Source organism: Aromatoleum aromaticum EbN1 (genome assembly GCF_000025965.1).
GTDB classification, from domain to species: domain Bacteria; phylum Pseudomonadota; class Gammaproteobacteria; order Burkholderiales; family Rhodocyclaceae; genus Aromatoleum; species Aromatoleum aromaticum.
Window position 1 is genome coordinate 1,885,827 of the sequence record NC_006513.1, and the last position, 15,198, is coordinate 1,901,024.

The following is a 15,198-nucleotide window of genomic DNA, read 5'->3' on the forward strand; positions in this document are numbered from 1 at the left end:
CCGCGGCCCGCTCCGGCGACGCGAAGAAAAACAGAAAAAAACAGAAGATTCCCGGAGAGATTCCGATGCCTGCTTCCTCGCCCTGGCTCGCGGCGATTCTCGCCGCGCTCGCCGCGATCGGGCCATTTTCGATCGACACTTACCTGCCGGCCTTTCCCGCGATCGCCGCGTCGCTCGGCGCGACGCCGATCGAAGTGCAGCAGACGCTGACGGCCTACATGGCGACTTTCGCGTTCATGGTGCTGTGGCACGGCGCGCTGGCCGACCATTTCGGCCGGCGGCGCGTGATCCTCGGGTCGATGGCGCTGTTCGTGCTGGCGTCGCTCGTGTGCGCGCTGGCGCCGTCGATCGAATGGCTGTGGACCGGGCGCGTGCTGCAAGGGCTGTGCGGCGGTGCGGGGATGGTGGTCGGGCGCGCCGTGATCCGCGACCTCTACGACGGCGCGCAGGCGCAGCGGCTGATGGCGCGCGTCACGATGATCTTCGCCATCGCGCCGGCGATCGCGCCGATCATCGGCGGGCTGCTGCTGGCGATCGCCGGCTGGCGCGCGGTGTTCGTGTTCCTCGCCCTCTTCGCCGGCGGGCTGACTTACCTGACCTGGCGCTACCTGCCCGAGACGCTGCCCGCCGCGGCGCGCCATCCGCTGCACCCGGTCAGCCTCGGCCGTGCCTACACGAAAGTGCTCGGCAGCGGGGCGTTCCTGCTCGTCGCCGGGGCGGTCGCGTTCAACTTCAACGGGTTCTTCCTCTACGTGCTGTCCGCACCGGCCTTCCTGATCGGCCATCTCGGTCTCGGGCCGCAACAGTTCGGCTGGATGTTCGTGCCGACCGTGCTCGGCATGGTGTGCGGTTCGGCGCTGTCCGGGCGCATGGCCGGACGTTGGCAGCACGGGCGCACGATCACGACCGGTTTCGCGATCATGGGCGGGGCGGCAGTGCTCAACGTGCTGATCGGCGCGCTGGTGACGCCCGGCCTGCCGTGGTCGGTGCTGCCGGTCGCGATCTACACGATCGGCATGGCGCTGGTGATGCCCAGCCTGACGCTGATCGCGCTCGACCGCTTTCCCGCGCGGCGTGGCCTCGCGTCGAGCTGCCAGAGCTTCCTGCAGGTCAGCGTCAATGCGGTCACTGCGGGAGTGTTGGCGCCGCTGCTGTGGAGCTCGCCGCTGACGCTCGCTGCCGGCATGGCGGGCTTCATGTCGCTCGGCCTGTTGTGCTTCCTGTCCTGGCAGCGCCGCGTGGAAGCCTGACCCGACCCTCTCGTCCGTCGCGTTCAACGGTGTTCGTTTCCATCAGGTCGATCTTGAGGCCGAGCTCGCGGCAGCGGGCGAGTTCGGCGGGGATGTCGGGCTCGTCCTTGAAGCCGTACTTCACCCGCAGGCGCCAGAAGCCGAAATCGAGCTGCTCGAGCTGCAGGCGCTCGGCCGGTGTTACGTAGGGCACGCCCAGGTTTCTGCGTTGTTCGAATTTGGAGACCCTGTACGTTGCCGGCAGCCACTTTCGCTGCCTATTCTCAACGCGGAACAGAGCTTGACGCTTGAGACAGAAACTGGAATGGTGTGCTCGACCCCTTCCAAAGCCGGCCGGGTCGCTTTGATCAGTGTCTGGCGCGGAGGGCTCCGGATACAAGGAGAGAGATGTCATGAAGAGCAAGCCGGCCTATCAAAACCTTGAATTGCAGCCGATTGCCGGGCAGTGGCGAGCGGGAAGCGCCGAACGCAATCTCGATGTCACCGACCCTTTCACCGGCAAAACCCTGCTGAGCCTGCCGATGGCCAGTTGTGAGGATCTGGACCAGGCTTATCATGCGGCGCAAAAGGCGCAATCCGAATGGGCAACAATGGGGCCCACGGTGCGTGGTGACGTAATGCGTCGGGCCGTCGAAATTTTCGATGAGCGCAAGGAAGAAATCCTCCACTGGCTGATTCGTGAGTCCGGCAGTACCCACATCAAGGCCGAAATCGAGTGGGCTTCCGCCCGCGCCATCACGCTGGAGTCCGCGAGCCTGCCGAGCCGGGTTCATGGCCGCATTTTGCCTTCGGATGTGCCGGGCAAGGAAAGCCGTGTCTACCGCGCGCCGCTGGGTGTGGTAGGAGTGATCAGTCCCTGGAACTTTCCGCTGCACTTGAGTGCCCGTTCAGTCTCCCCGGCGCTGGCGCTGGGCAACGCCGTGGTCATCAAACCGGCGAGTGATACGCCGATCACCGGCGGCCTGCTGCTGGCGCGCATCTTCGAGGAAGCCGGGCTGCCGGCAGGCGTGTTGAGTGTGCTGGTTGGGGCCGGCTCGGACATCGGCGATGCCTTCGTCGAGCACCCGGTGCCGTCCTTCATCTCCTTTACCGGCTCCACGCCCGTCGGCCGAAACATCGGCCGTCTTGCGAGCGGCGGCACGCACCTCAAGCACGTGGCGCTGGAACTGGGCGGCAACAGTCCGTTTGTGGTGCTGGCCGATGCGGATGTGGATGCGGCGGTGAACGCTGCGGTGGTCGGCAAGTTCCTGCACCAGGGGCAAATCTGCATGGCCATCAACCGCATCATCGTTGAAGCCCCTCTGCTGGAAGGGTTCACACGGCGCTTTGTCGAGCGGGTCAAGGCATTGCCGTATGGCGATCCGAGCAAGCCGGAAACCATTGTGGGCCCGGTGATCAACGCCAAACAGCTGGCAGGCCTCACGGCCAAAATCAGCAAGGCGCAACAGGAAGGTGCAGTGGTCCTCGTGGGCGGCGACCCGCAAGGCAACGTCATGCCGCCGCATGTATTCGGCAACGTGACCGCCGATATGGAAATCGCCCGCGAGGAGATCTTCGGCCCGCTGGTCGGCATCCAGAGCGCCCGCGACGCGGAGCATGCACTGACCTTGGCCAATAGCAGCGAGTACGGGCTGTCCAGCGCCGTGTTCACTGGGGATACCTCCCGTGGCGTGCAGTTCGCGCAGCGGATCCGTGCCGGCATGACTCATATCAACGATATGCCGGTCAACGACGAGCCAAACGCACCCTTCGGCGGCGAGAAGAATTCTGGCTTGGGGCGGTTCAACGGTGACTGGGCAATCGAGGAGTTCACGACGGATCACTGGGTCACGGTGCAGCACGCGCCGCGTCGCTATCCGTTCTGATGCATCGGTCTGATGCTCGGCCGTCCACTTGCTATTGGAGAATCAAAAATGTCTGATTCCTTGAGCGGCAAGGCTGCGAAACGAGCGCTAGTGGCGAGTGTCCTGCCCTTTGCGCTGCTGGCCGCATCGACCCAAGCGCAGGATGACAGCCAATGGGGCAGTGGCAAGAACCTGTATGACAAAGTCTGCGGCCACTGCCACGACCCTAAAGTCGGAGTGGGTCCGGTGATCGCCGGCCGCGACCTGCCCGAAAGCTATATTCGGTACATCGTACGCAATGGCTTCAACGCCATGCCAGCGTTCCCTGCCTCCTACATCGATGACCAATCCCTTGCTCAGGTGACTGAATACCTGTCGACCCTGCCGGCTCCGGCAGCTCGGCCTTGAGGAGCCTGTCATGAGTGTGAACCGTCGTTTCGTGCTCAAGAGCATGGCCCTGAGCAGTATCGCCGGTGTGACGATGGGCAGCGCAGTACGCGCGTTTGCCGCCGCCACTGCCGGCTCGAGCGCTACCGCAGCCGCCCGGCCGGTCGTGGCGCTGGCAAACGAGGGGGCGGCCGAGTCGATTTTCCTGTATGGCGCCCTGGCGGCCAGTGACACACGGCTGCAGGTGCAGCGGGTCGGTCGCGATCCGGGCTTCATGCTGGATTTTGAGCGCCAGCTGCGGAGTCGTCAGCCGATGCGGCTCATCGGCCTGCTGGATGATGCCTCGGCAGCTCTGGTAGTGGATATGGCTCGTAGTGGCGGCGCACGCGTGCAGTGGCTTGGGCAGCACATCGCTGAAGCCGGGTTCAGCCGCCATCATTTGCTCAATACCGATAGCGCTGAAGGTTGTTCGCAGCAGTTCAGCCGTCAGCTGCAGGCCTGTGGAGCGGGTTTCAGCCTGAATGAGGAGCGTCAGAATGGACCGATCGTGCCGCGCCGAATGAGCGGACCGTCACGCGGCACCGGTCAGTCGGCCCAGTGGGCGAGCAGTATCGGTTATTTGCTGGCTTCGCTGGGCACGCGCACGACGCTGGCCGCCCCACTGGCACCCACTGCGAGCGCGCCAATCACCGGCAGCTTCGTTTCTTTTTCGATCGAGGCCTGAAGGAGTCTGATCAATGCCTGAACAGAATAACGCTGTATTGCCCAGAGGGGTGGTCCAGGAAGAATTCAACAAGGCAATCGAGAAGTTCCGCGTTTTGCTGGGTGAAGAGAGCGTGCTGGTCCAAGCCGATCAGCTGCTGCCCTACAATAAAATCATGATGTCCGTCGAGAATGCCGCTCATGCGCCTTCGGCAGCGCTGACGGCGACCACGGTCGAGCAGGTGCAGGGTGTGGTGCGCATCTGCAACGAGCACAGAATTCCGATCTGGACCATCTCCACCGGCCGAAACTTCGGTTACGGCTCAGCCGCGCCGAGCCAGCGTGGGCAGGTCATCCTTGACCTGAAGAAGATGAACAAGATCATCAAGATCGACACGGACATGTGCTATGCCCTGGTCGAGCCAGGCGTGACCTATGGGCAGCTCTACGATTACATCGAGGAGAACAATCTGCCGGTGATGCTGTCCTTCTCGGCGCCCTCGGCCATTGCCGGACCGGTCGGCAACACCATGGACCGCGGCGTGGGTTACACCCCGTACGGCGAGCACTTCATGATGCAGTGCGGCATGGAAGTGGTGCTGGCCAACGGTGACGTCTACCGCACTGGTATGGGCGGGGTGAAGGGCAGCAACACCTGGCAGATCTTCAAATGGGGCTATGGCCCGACGCTGGATGGCATGTTCACCCAGGCCAACTACGGCATCACCACCAAGATGGGCTTCTGGCTGATGCCCAAGCCACCGGTGTTCAAACCGTTCGAGGTCATTTTCGAGAACGAGGAGGATATCGTCGAGATCGTTGATCTGCTTCGTCCGCTGCGCATGTCCGGCACCATCCCCAACTCGGTAGTGATCGCTAGCACCCTGTGGGAAGCCGGCAGCGCGCACCTGCGCCGCTCCGACTACATCACCGAACCAGGCCACACGCCGGACAGCGTGATCAAGCAGATGCAGCAGGATACCGGCATGGGCGCGTGGAACCTCTACGCCGCGCTGTACGGCACCCGGGAGCAGGTCGATGTGAACTGGAAGATCGTCACCGACGCGTTCACGAAGCTCGGCAAGGGCCGCATCGTCACCCAGGAAGAGGCCGGTGCCAAGCAGCCGTTCAAATACCGCGCCGAGCTGATGTCCGGCGTGCCCAACCTGCAGGAATTCGGCCTGTACAACTGGCGCGGGGGCGGCGGCTCGATGTGGTTCGCGCCGGTAAGCGAAGCGCGCGGCAGCGAGTGCGAGAAGCAGGCACGGATGGCCAAGCGCATCCTGCACAAGCATGGTCTGGATTACGTGGCCGAGTTCATCGTCGCGCCACGCGACATGCACCACGTCATCGACGTCCTCTTCGATCGCACCAGTGCGGAGGAAACCAGGCGGGCCGATGTCTGCTTCAACGAACTGCTGGATGAGTTCGAGAAGGAAGGTTATGCGGTTTACCGGGTTAACACCCGTTTTCAGGAGCGTGTCGCGCAGAGCTACGGCCCGGTCAAGCGGGACGTGGATCACGCCATCAAACGCGCACTGGACCCGAACAACATTCTGGCTCCGGGCCGCTCGGGCATCGATTTGGACACCTATAAAAAGGCCTGACCTCCGCAGGACGATGCCAGGGTCACGGGCCCTGGACGAGCCCGACGGCCGTATCAGGCGAGCCTGAGGACCGGCTTGACCGCGATGCCGTTGGCCGAATCCTCGAAGGCCTGGTTGATCTGATCGAAGCGGTAGAACTTGACCAGCTTGTCGAAAGGGAATTTCCCGGCCTTGAAGAACTCAACCAGCTTCGGAATGAATACCCGCGGCACCGAATCCCCTTCGATCACCCCGATCATGCTCTTGCCTTCAGCCATCAGATCGTTGTGCACGTCGATGTTCATCTCCGGCGTCACCCCGACGATGGCCGCCTGCCCCAGCGGTCGCAGCGCGTGCAGGCATTGGCGCACCACCGGTGGCACGCCCGTACTTTCCACCGCATAGTGCGTGCCGCCCATGGAGGCTTCCTTGATCTCCTTGACCACATCCACTTCCTTGCCATTCAGGACATGGGTCGCACCCAGTTCGCCGGCCAGTTGCAAACGGCTTTCATGCACATCGATGGCGAAGATCTGCTGGCAGCCGGCGATCTTCGCCGCCATGATTGCGCTCAGGCCGACCGCGCCGCAGCCGTAGACCGCAATGGAGGTGCCGAACGCCGGCTTCAGGCGGTTGAGAACGGTCCCGGCGCCGGTCTGGATACCGCAGCCGAGCGGCCCGAGCAGCGCCAGATCCACGTCCTTGTCGACCTTCACGACGTTGCGCTCATGGGCCACCACATGGGTGCCGAAGGAGGACTGGCCAAAGAAGGTGGAGAGCTCCGTATCGCCTTGATGCAGGCGGCAGGTGCCGTCTTCCATCCGGCCACCGAAGTTGAGCTCGTTGAACCGCGAGCACACGGTCGGGTGGCCGGTCAAGCAGTTTTCGCACTGGCCACAATGGGCGAAGGACATCACCACATGGTCGCCCACCTCCAGGCTGGTGACGTTCTCACCGATCTGCTCGACGATACCCGAACCCTCGTGCCCCAGCACGATGGGGTAGGGCGAAATACCCAGGTCGCGCGCCACTGCATCGGTATGGCACACGCCGGTTGCAACGACCCTGACTAGCACTTCATTCAACTTGGGCGGCGCAAGGGTGACTTTCTCGATAGTGAAGTCTTCGCCCTGAGCAGGGGTTACTGCGGCTTGAATCTTCATATCGGCTAACTCCGGTTGGATGGTTCAGGCATTCCATGCTGACCAGATTATAGGCGGCGAAATTGGGTAACGTATGAGCGCGAATCGTTTCCAGGCCGCGCGCCATCAATCTGCGAAGGGGGCCGATGTCCTTCAGGATCGGTGTAAAGAAAGGAGATGATCTGCTCCGCGAAGCATCCCGAGCGCCGTGAAGGTCCGTACTCCAGCCCTACGCGATTTCGTCCGACTCGCCGAGATAGGCTGTCCGCACTTTCGGGTCCGTCAGCAGCTCCGCGCCGCTGCCCGACAGCGTGATGCGACCTGATTCCATGACATACGCACGCTGCGAGAATTCCAGCGCGAGGTTCGCGTTCTGCTCGACGAGCAGGATCGTCACGCCTTCCTTGCCGACCGAGCGGAGGACTTCGAAGATCTTCTCGACGACCAGCGGCGCGAGCCCCATCGACGGCTCGTCGAGCAGCAGCAATTTGGGGCGCGACAGCAGCGCGCGGCCGATCGCGAGCATCTGCTGTTCGCCGCCGGACAGCGTGCCGGCAACCTGGGCAAGGCGCTCCTTGATGCGCGGCAGCATCGCATAGACGCGCTCGAGGTCGGCTTCGATGCCGGCGGCGTCGCGGCGCGAATACGCGCCCATGCGCAGGTTTTCCTCGACCGTGAGCCGCGTAAAGATGCCGCGCCCTTCGGGCACCAGCGCGATGCCGCGGCGCAGCCGCTTGTGCGCCGGCACCTGCCCGATCCGGTCGCCGTCGTAGAGGATTTCACCCCGGGCGAGCGGCAGGATGCCGGCGATCGCGTTCAGCGTCGTCGTCTTTCCCGCGCCGTTCGCGCCGATCAGGCTGACGCGCTCGCCACGGTGGAGCTCGAGGTCGATACCCTTCACGGCCTGGATGCCGCCGTACGCGATCTGCACGCCGTCGAGTCGCAGCAGCGGCGAGGGCGGGTTAGGCGGGTCAGTGTTCATGCCGGCAGCCCCCGCCGAGGTAGGCGTTGATGACAGCCTCGTTGGTCTGCACGACGGCGGGGATGCCTTCGGCGATCTTGCAGCCGAAATCGAGCACCGCGACGCGGTCGCACAGCCCCATCACGAGCTTCACGTCGTGCTCGATCAGCAGCACCGTGATGCCGTCGCGGCGGATCTGCTCGATCAGGAGCTTCAGCTGCGCGGTCTCGGTCGCGTTCATGCCGGCCGCAGGCTCGTCGAGCGCCAGGAGCTGCGGCTCGGTCGCGAGCGCGCGGGCGATCTCGAGGCGGCGCTGGTCGCCGTACGACAGGTTCTTCGCTGTCGCGGTGGCGAAGCGCTCGATGCCGACGTACTTGAGCAGCTCGTACGCGCGTTCGGTCGTCAGGCGCTCCTCTTCGCGCGTGCGCTTGTTCTGAGTGAGGATTCCCCAGATCGTCGCTTTCGTGCGGATGTGGTGCCCGGCCATGACGTTCTCGAGCGCGGTGAGATCGCGGAACAGGCGGATGTTCTGGAAGGTGCGCGCGATGCCCTGCGCGACGACGAGATGGGGCTTGGCCGAAGGCAATGCGGTGCCGTTGAACACGAATTCGCCACCGTCGGGAGCGTAGGCGCCCGTCAGCACGTTGAAGAGCGTCGTCTTGCCTGCACCGTTCGGGCCGATCAGGCCGTAGATCTCTCCCTTGCCGATCGTCAGCGACACGTCCGACAGTGCTTTCAGGCCGCCGAAGCGCTTGTCGATACCGCGGGCTTCGAGCAGCGTGATCATCGCGACACCCCGTGGCGTTTCAGGTGTTCGACGTGGGAGTAGCGCGCGTTCGCCGGGATCAGGCCGGCGGGCTTGAGCAGCATCATCAGGATCATCGCCAGCGACAAGAGCAGCATGCGCAGCACTTCGGGGTCGAGCAGCACGGTGCCGAACAGCGTCTGCTGCACCGGCACCGCGAGGTGGCGCAGGATCTCGGGCAGCGCCGACAGGATCAAGGCGCCTGCGATCGCGCCGGCGACGTTGCCCATGCCGCCGAACACCACCATCGTCAGCACCGCGATCGATTCCATCAGCGAGAAGGATTCCGGCGACACGAAGCCCTGGAATGCGCCGAACAGCTCGCCGGCGACGCCGCCGAAGGTCGCGCCGAGCGAGAACGCAAGCAGCTTCAGGTTGCGCGTGTTGATGCCGATCGCCTTGGCGGCGAGCTCATCGTCGCGCATCGCCGCCCACGCGCGCCCGACGCGTGACACCTGCAAGCGCTGGATGAACACGATCGAGCCCGCGACGCAGGCGAGGAAGAAGTAGTAGTACAGGAACAGCGAGTTGATCGACAGGTTCTCGGTGATCTCGAGGTTGCGCGACAGGTCCCAACCGAACAGCACGAGCGGGTCGAGCGCGTTGATGCCCTGCGGCCCGTTCGTGATGTTGACCGGATAATTCAGGTTGTTCAGGAAAATGCGCACGATCTCGCCGAAGCCGAGCGTGACGATCGCGAGGTAGTCGCCGCGCAATCGCAGCACCGGGAAGCCGAGCATGATCCCGGCCAGCGCGGCAAAGCCGGCTGCGACCGGCAGCACGATCCAGAACGGCAGGTGCACGCCGAAATGCGGCGACGCGAGGAAAGCGGCAGTGTAGGCGCCGACCGCGTAGAACGCGATGTAGCCGAGGTCGAGGAGGCCGGCGAAGCCGACGACGAGGTTCAGGCCGAGCGCGAGCATCACGTACAGCAGCGCGAAGTCGAGCACGCGCACCCAGGTGCGGCCGAACAGCACCGCGACGAGCGGCGCGGCGATCGCGACGATGACGATCAGCCAGCGCGCCGCCTGCGGGTTGCGGCTGCCGAGCCAGGGGACGGCCGAAGCAAGCTCGTTCATCGGGTTCCCCGTTCAGGCGCGGTCGGACACGCGTTCACCGAGCAGGCCGGTGGGCCGGAAGATGAGCACGAGGCCGAGGATGATGAACGCGAAGATGTCCTGGTAGGACGAATTCAGCAGGCCGAACGTCATGTGCTCGATGTAGCCGGCGCCGAAGGATTCGACGAGGCCGAGCACGATGCCGCCGAGCATCGCGCCGCCGAGGTTGCCGATGCCGCCGAGCACCGCGGCGGTGAAGGCCTTCAGCCCCGGCATGAAACCCATGCCGTAGTGCGCGATGCCGTAGTTGCTCGCGTACATCACGCCCGCGACTGCGGCGAGTGCCGCGCCGATGACGAAAGTCAGCGCGATGATGAGGTTCGTGTCCACGCCCATCAGCGCCGCGACGCGGTGGTTCTCGGCCGTCGCGCGCATCGCCCGGCCAAGCCGGGTCTTCGTCACGAGCACGATCAGCGCGGCCATGATGAGCGCCGAGCCGACGACGATCGTCACCTGGATCGGTGTGACGAACACGCCCGCGACCGGCTGCAGCGGCACGGTCGAGACGAGCTGCGGGAAAGTGTGGTAATTGCGTCCCCACAGCATCATCGCGATCGTCTGCAGCAGGAACGACATGCCGATCGCGGTGATCAACGGCGCCAGCCGCGGGGCGTTCCTCAGCCGCCGGTACGCGAGGCGCTCCATCGTGTAGCCGAGGAGCATGCATACGGGAATCGCGACGGCGAGCGACAGCGTCAGCATCGCGAGCGGCGACATCCCGGGCGCTGCGCCCATCAGGAACAGCATCGTCTGCAGCGCGGTCATCGCGCCGACCATGACGAGGTCGCCGTGGGCGAAGTTGATCAGGCCGAGGATGCCGTAGACCATCGTGTAGCCGAGCGCGACGAGCGCATAGACGCTGCCGACGACCAGGCCGTTGACGAGCTGCTGCAGGAAGATTTCCATCGTTACCCTTGTGATGCCGGGGCGACTGCGGAGCGCGATCACCTCTGTCGCGCCCCGGTTCCGGCCGTGCGCCGTCACCTCTCGGCGAGTCTCACATCGGCGACCACGCGCCGTTCCTGTACTGGTACATCGTCACCGCGCCTTCCTTGATGTCGCCCTTGTCGTCGAACGCGACCGTGCCGATGACGCCCTGGAAGTTCGATTTCTTCAGCGCCGGCAGGTACTTCGACGGCTCGGCCGAATCGGCCGCCTGCATCGCCCGGATGATCGCCGTCGCGGCGTCGTAGGCGTACGGTGAATAGATCTGCACGTCGGTGTTGAAGCGTGCCTTGTAGCGGGTGCGGAACTCCGGCCCGCCCGGCATCTTGTCGATCGCCAGGCCGGGCATCGAGCAGTAGGTGGTGGCGTTGATCGCGTCGCCGGCGAGCTTGATCATCTCCGGGCTGCAGCCGCCGTCGCCGGTGACGAACTTCGCTTCGATGCCGAGTTGCTTCAACTGGCGCAGCATCGGGCCGGCCTGCGCGTCCATGCCGCCGAAGAAGATCGCGTCCGGCTTGACGCCGCGGATCTTGGTCAGGATCGCGTTGAAGTCGGTCGCCTTGTCGGTGGTGAATTCGCGCGCGACGACTTTGCCGCCGGCGGCCTTGACCGCTTTTTCGGTCTCGTCGGCGAGGCCCTGGCCGTACGCGGTGCGGTCGTCGATGATCGCGATGGTCTTCGCGCCGAGCGAGCCGACGATGAACTTGCCGAGCATGCCTCCTTGCTGCACGTCGTTGGCGATCGTGCGGAACACGCCCGGGTAGCCTTGGCGGGTCAGCGTCGGGTTCGTCGCGGACGGCGATACCATCGGCACGCCGGCCTGGTTGTAGATGCGCGACGCCGGAATCGTCGTGCCCGAATTCAGGTGGCCGACGACGCCCTTGACGTCGGCATCGACGAGGCGCTGCGCGACGGTCGTGCCGGTGCGCGGGTCGGCCTGGTCGTCCTCGCCGAGCAGTTCGAACCTGACTTTCTTGCCGTCGATCGTCACGCCTTTCGCGTTCGCGTCCTCGATCGCGAGCCTCGCGCCGTTCTCGTTGTCCTTGCCGAGGTGGGAGATCGTGCCGGTCAGCGGGGCGACGCTGCCGAGCCTGACGACGGTTTCCTGCGCATGGGCCAGCGACAGGCCGAGCCCCAGGACTGCGAGTGCAACAACGCTTCTCTTCATGCTTGCCCCTCCAGTGAAAATCGGGAAACCGGGCCGATGCGCCGCGTGTCACGTCGCCCTCGCCCGCGCCCTCGGCAGCTGCGCGTCGGACACTCCGGAAAGCGCCACTATACTGCCCGGTAATGACGCCATGGTGAGCCGGTTGCGTCCCGCGCGGCGGAATTTCGCCCCGCTGAACGGCAGCCGCGGGGCGTCAAGGTCGCGCGCTCAGTTCAGCGCTTCCCACTTGCCGTCGCTGAAGCGGTACATCGTGACCCCGCCGTCGCGGATGTCGCCGTTCCGGTCGAACGCAATGGTGCCGGTGATGCCCTGCATGTCGAGCTTCTGCAGCGCCGGCAGGTATTTCTGCGGCTCGGCCGAGCCAGCCGTCTTCATCGCCTCGATCAGCGCCATCGTCGCGTCGTAGCTGTAAGGGGCATACAGCTGCACGTCGGTCTTGAAGCGCTCCTTGAAACGCTCGTTGAACTGCGCGCCGCCGGGCATTTTCGCCATCGGGATGCCGGCCTGCGTGCAGTACGTGTCGGCGCTCATCGCCTCGCCGGCGAGCTTGATCATTTCGCTGGTGCACACGCCGTCGCCGCCGAGGAAGCGCGCGCCGATGCCGAGCTGCCTCATCTGGCGCAGCATCGGCGCGGCCTGCGCGTCCATGCCGCCGAAGAACAGCGCGTCCGGCTGCCTGCCCTTGATTTTCGTCAGGATCGCGGTGAAGTCGGTCGCCTTGTCGGTCGTGAATTCGCGCCCGACGACCTGCACGCCATGCTGCTTCAGGCTGTCGGCGAACGCGTCGGCGAGCCCCTGCCCGTACGCGGTACGGTCGTCGATGATCGCGACCTTGCCGACCTGCAGGCTCTGCGCCGCATGCCTGGCCATTGCCGCGCCCTGCTGCAGGTCGTTCGCGATGACGCGGAACGTGACTTCGTATCCCTGCAGCGTGAGCTTCGGGTTCGTCGATGACGGCGTGATCATCGGTATGCCGGCCTGTTCGTAGATGCGCGACGCGGGAATCGATGCTCCCGACGTGACGTGGCCGACGACGCCCTTGACGCCGGTGTCGGCGAGGCGCTGCGCGACCGTCGTCGCGACGCGCGGATCGGCCTGGTCGTCCTCGCCGACGAGCTCGAACTGCACTTTCCGGCCGCCGATCGTGATGCCTTTCGCATTGGCGTCGTCGATCGCGAGGCGCGCGCCGTTTTCGCCGTCCTTGCCGATGTGGGAAATGGGACCGGTCAGCGGCCCGGCGTGACCGATCTTCACTGACGTCTGGGCAAGGGCCGAACAACCGAAGCCGACCAGTGCGAGTGCGAGCAATGTCCTTTTCATGAGGCTCCTCCCGGATGGGTGCAGGTCACCAGCGGCCGCGACTTGATTTGCACGCCGGCATGATGCGATTCTAGCCCACGGCACGATAGCCATCGGAGCCGTCCGGCATCGGGGAGAAACCAGTCCATGAAGCGCTTTTTACTGCTCCTGTGCAGCGTGCTCGCGGCGATCGGCCTGCCCGCGTGCGATTATTTCAACTTGCAGGAACTCAAGCCCGGCGTGTCCACGGCGATGGATGTGCGCGACCGCTTCGGCCCTCCCGGCATGGAGTGGCAGAACGACGACGGCTCGGTGACGTGGGAATACTCGCGCCAGCCCGAGGGCACGAAGTGCTACATGATCACGATCGGCCCCGACAACGTGCTGCGCAGCGTCGACCAGGTGTTGAACGAAACGGGCTTCGCGCGCATCCAACGTGGCATGACCGGCAACGAAGTGCGCCGCGTGCTGGGCAAGCCGGCGTCGCGCCAGTACTTCGAGCTGAGCAAGGAGACCGTGTGGAACTGGCGCATCGAGCCGCCACCGCCTTCGAGCGATACGACATTCTTCACGGTGCATTTCAACAGCGACGGGCGCGTCGCGAAGACGAGCCGGAACACCGAATATCGAGGAGGCTGAATGGCATCCCGCATCCTCGCGCTGCTCGCGCTGCTGATCCTCTCCGGCTGCGCGGCCTTCGCCCCACCGCGCCCACTGACGACCGAAGCCGAGGCGTTCGCCGTGCACGGCGAACCGACGCGGCGCTGGGACAACGGCGACGGCACGACGACGCTGGAATACTCGACGCAGCCGTATGGCCATCGCGCGCTGATGGTGACCGTCGACGCGAGCGGCGTCGTGATCGACCAGTACGACGCGCTCTCCGACGAGAATCTCGCCCGGGTCAAGCCGGGCATGACGCAGGACGAAGTGTCGCGCCTGCTCGGCACGCACCGCTCGGTGCAGGTGTTCAAGCTCAGCGGCGAAGAGGTGTGGGACTGGAATGTCTACAACGACGGTCCCGGCGTCGCGACGCTGTTCAACGTGCATTTCATCGACGGCAAGGTCGTGCGCACGAGCCGCACTTACGTTTATCCCCGCGACGGCATAGTGTCCGGCCCTTGGTACCCGTATTCCTATCGCTACCCGTACGGCTATCCGTTTTCGTACCGGTCGCCCTACTGGGGCTTCGGCTGGCACGGCTACCCGTGGCATCCGTGGTGAGGCAGCGGACCGTGGCCGCGGGCGGACCGGGCAGCCGGACCACCGGCTGATGCTTTTTGCACCGCGCCGGCGGTCCGTCGCCACCCCGCCTCCTACGGTTCGAGCACTGGTGGCGTGTCGGCCAGGGGACTATTCACGTGGACGCTGATCGTATCGCTGAGTCCGGGTCCGTACGACTGGTGGAGGCCGTCGGCGAACTGGAGCGTCAGCGTGTGCTTTCCGGGTGGGAGCTTGAGCGTGGTTTCCGTCTGGCCCTTGCCGAAATGCAGGTGCGTGGCATCGGTCGGCACTGGTTTGCCGGCTTCGACCGGCTTGCCATCGACGATGAGGTGATGATGCCCGGTGCCTTCGGCGGGCTGGCCCGCAGGCTGCACGCGCATGCCCTCGACGCCCATCTTCACCGTGAATTCCTCGGGCACCGCTGCACCGTCGGCGGGCGCGATGAAATAAGCGCGATCGGCCGCCGCCGCAAGCGGCGACAGCGTTGTGGCAGCGGCAAGAATGGCAAGGGAAAGAATTCTTTTCATGGCGGTTCTCCGGCGGTTCGTCTGCAGGGGATTTCATCCTAGTTGCTCCACGGAGCGTTTGCTGGGCACCAGCGCATCGCGTCCGCGGCAGACGATCACGCCTTGGCATTGGCCGGCAAATTCCCTAAGATTCATCCCTTGCTGAGGAGCGCTGCGACCCGCGACGGGCTGTGACTGCCGGGGCCAGGCTCAGCAACCGAACAACGGCGCTCGCAAACCATCCACCGGGGTTTGCCGCGC

General features: G+C 64.9%; 16 protein-coding genes and 1 riboswitch. Of the genes, 7 read left to right on the forward strand and 9 right to left on the reverse strand.

Features of this window, described 5'->3' with window-relative positions; translation table 11 throughout:
• The first annotated feature begins 65 nt into the window (after positions 1 to 65).
• Positions 66 to 1,250 carry a multidrug effflux MFS transporter gene (locus EBN1_RS08880; RefSeq protein ID WP_011237612.1) on the forward strand — a complete coding sequence of 395 codons (1,185 nt, stop codon included), beginning with the start codon at positions 66 to 68 and terminating at the stop codon, positions 1,248 to 1,250.
• Here EBN1_RS08880 and EBN1_RS08885 read toward each other — a convergent pair.
• On the reverse strand, positions 1,195 to 1,443 hold the full coding sequence (locus EBN1_RS08885) for a KUP/HAK/KT family potassium transporter (protein ID WP_011237613.1): 249 nt from the start codon (positions 1,441 to 1,443) through the stop codon (positions 1,195 to 1,197). The genes EBN1_RS08880 and EBN1_RS08885 overlap by 56 nt on opposite strands.
• Positions 1,444 to 1,642: 199 nt before the next feature.
• Between EBN1_RS08885 and EBN1_RS08890 the strand changes: the two genes are divergently transcribed.
• From EBN1_RS08890 to EBN1_RS08905, 4 genes are read left to right on the forward strand one after another with little or no spacing between them, the layout of a single operon-like run.
• Positions 1,643 to 3,115, forward strand: a complete 1,473-nt coding sequence (locus EBN1_RS08890; RefSeq protein WP_011237614.1) for an aldehyde dehydrogenase family protein — start codon at positions 1,643 to 1,645, stop codon at positions 3,113 to 3,115.
• Between the two features lie 48 nt (positions 3,116 to 3,163).
• A complete protein-coding gene (locus EBN1_RS08895) occupies positions 3,164 to 3,502 on the forward strand; it encodes a c-type cytochrome (RefSeq protein ID WP_011237615.1) in 339 nt (112 codons plus the stop codon).
• A gap of 10 nt (positions 3,503 to 3,512) precedes the next feature.
• Positions 3,513 to 4,205, forward strand: coding sequence for a hypothetical protein (locus tag EBN1_RS08900; RefSeq protein WP_011237616.1), 693 nt, complete (start codon positions 3,513 to 3,515; stop codon positions 4,203 to 4,205).
• 13 nt (positions 4,206 to 4,218) lie between these two features.
• Positions 4,219 to 5,790 (forward strand): FAD-binding oxidoreductase, encoded by a 1,572-nt coding sequence (locus EBN1_RS08905; protein ID WP_011237617.1) that lies wholly within the window; start codon positions 4,219 to 4,221, stop codon positions 5,788 to 5,790.
• Positions 5,791 to 5,843: 53 nt separating this feature from the next.
• On the opposite strand, the gene EBN1_RS08910 is transcribed toward EBN1_RS08905, so the two are convergent.
• The 7 genes from EBN1_RS08910 to EBN1_RS08940 all read right to left on the reverse strand — a co-directional run bounded on the left by EBN1_RS08910 (position 5,844) and on the right by EBN1_RS08940 (position 13,228).
• The gene (locus EBN1_RS08910) at positions 5,844 to 6,932 is read right to left on the reverse strand and encodes an NAD(P)-dependent alcohol dehydrogenase (protein WP_011237618.1); all 1,089 of its coding nucleotides are present in this window, start codon (positions 6,930 to 6,932) and stop codon (positions 5,844 to 5,846) included.
• 208 nt (positions 6,933 to 7,140) lie between these two features.
• Positions 7,141 to 7,893, reverse strand: coding sequence for an ABC transporter ATP-binding protein (locus EBN1_RS08915; protein ID WP_011237619.1), 753 nt, complete (start codon positions 7,891 to 7,893; stop codon positions 7,141 to 7,143).
• Positions 7,883 to 8,659, reverse strand: coding sequence for an ABC transporter ATP-binding protein (locus EBN1_RS08920; protein WP_011237620.1), 777 nt, complete (start codon positions 8,657 to 8,659; stop codon positions 7,883 to 7,885). The genes EBN1_RS08915 and EBN1_RS08920 overlap by 11 nt, the downstream gene beginning before the upstream one ends.
• Positions 8,656 to 9,756 (reverse strand): ABC transporter permease subunit, encoded by a 1,101-nt coding sequence (locus EBN1_RS08925; protein WP_011237621.1) that lies wholly within the window; start codon positions 9,754 to 9,756, stop codon positions 8,656 to 8,658. The genes EBN1_RS08920 and EBN1_RS08925 overlap by 4 nt, the downstream gene beginning before the upstream one ends.
• A gap of 12 nt (positions 9,757 to 9,768) precedes the next feature.
• Positions 9,769 to 10,701 (reverse strand): branched-chain amino acid ABC transporter permease, encoded by a 933-nt coding sequence (locus tag EBN1_RS08930; RefSeq protein WP_011237622.1) that lies wholly within the window; start codon positions 10,699 to 10,701, stop codon positions 9,769 to 9,771.
• A gap of 91 nt (positions 10,702 to 10,792) precedes the next feature.
• On the reverse strand, positions 10,793 to 11,908 hold the full coding sequence (locus EBN1_RS08935; protein WP_011237623.1) for a branched-chain amino acid ABC transporter substrate-binding protein: 1,116 nt from the start codon (positions 11,906 to 11,908) through the stop codon (positions 10,793 to 10,795).
• A gap of 207 nt (positions 11,909 to 12,115) precedes the next feature.
• Positions 12,116 to 13,228 (reverse strand): branched-chain amino acid ABC transporter substrate-binding protein, encoded by a 1,113-nt coding sequence (locus tag EBN1_RS08940; RefSeq protein WP_011237624.1) that lies wholly within the window; start codon positions 13,226 to 13,228, stop codon positions 12,116 to 12,118.
• Between the two features lie 126 nt (positions 13,229 to 13,354).
• Between EBN1_RS08940 and bamE (EBN1_RS08945) the strand changes: the two genes are divergently transcribed.
• Positions 13,355 to 13,846: an outer membrane protein assembly factor BamE domain-containing protein gene (gene bamE / locus EBN1_RS08945; protein WP_011237625.1), complete on the forward strand. Its 492-nt coding sequence runs from the start codon at positions 13,355 to 13,357 to the stop codon at positions 13,844 to 13,846.
• Positions 13,847 to 14,431 (forward strand): outer membrane protein assembly factor BamE domain-containing protein, encoded by a 585-nt coding sequence (bamE, locus tag EBN1_RS08950; RefSeq protein WP_011237626.1) that lies wholly within the window; start codon positions 13,847 to 13,849, stop codon positions 14,429 to 14,431. It begins immediately after the preceding gene.
• A gap of 92 nt (positions 14,432 to 14,523) precedes the next feature.
• On the opposite strand, the gene EBN1_RS08955 is transcribed toward bamE (EBN1_RS08950), so the two are convergent.
• Complete coding sequence (locus EBN1_RS08955; RefSeq protein WP_049780233.1) at positions 14,524 to 14,958, reverse strand: DUF4399 domain-containing protein; 435 nt, start codon at positions 14,956 to 14,958, stop codon at positions 14,524 to 14,526.
• 137 nt (positions 14,959 to 15,095) lie between these two features.
• Positions 15,096 to 15,177: riboswitch (S-adenosyl-L-homocysteine riboswitch) on the forward strand.
• Positions 15,178 to 15,198: the final 21 nt, after the last annotated feature.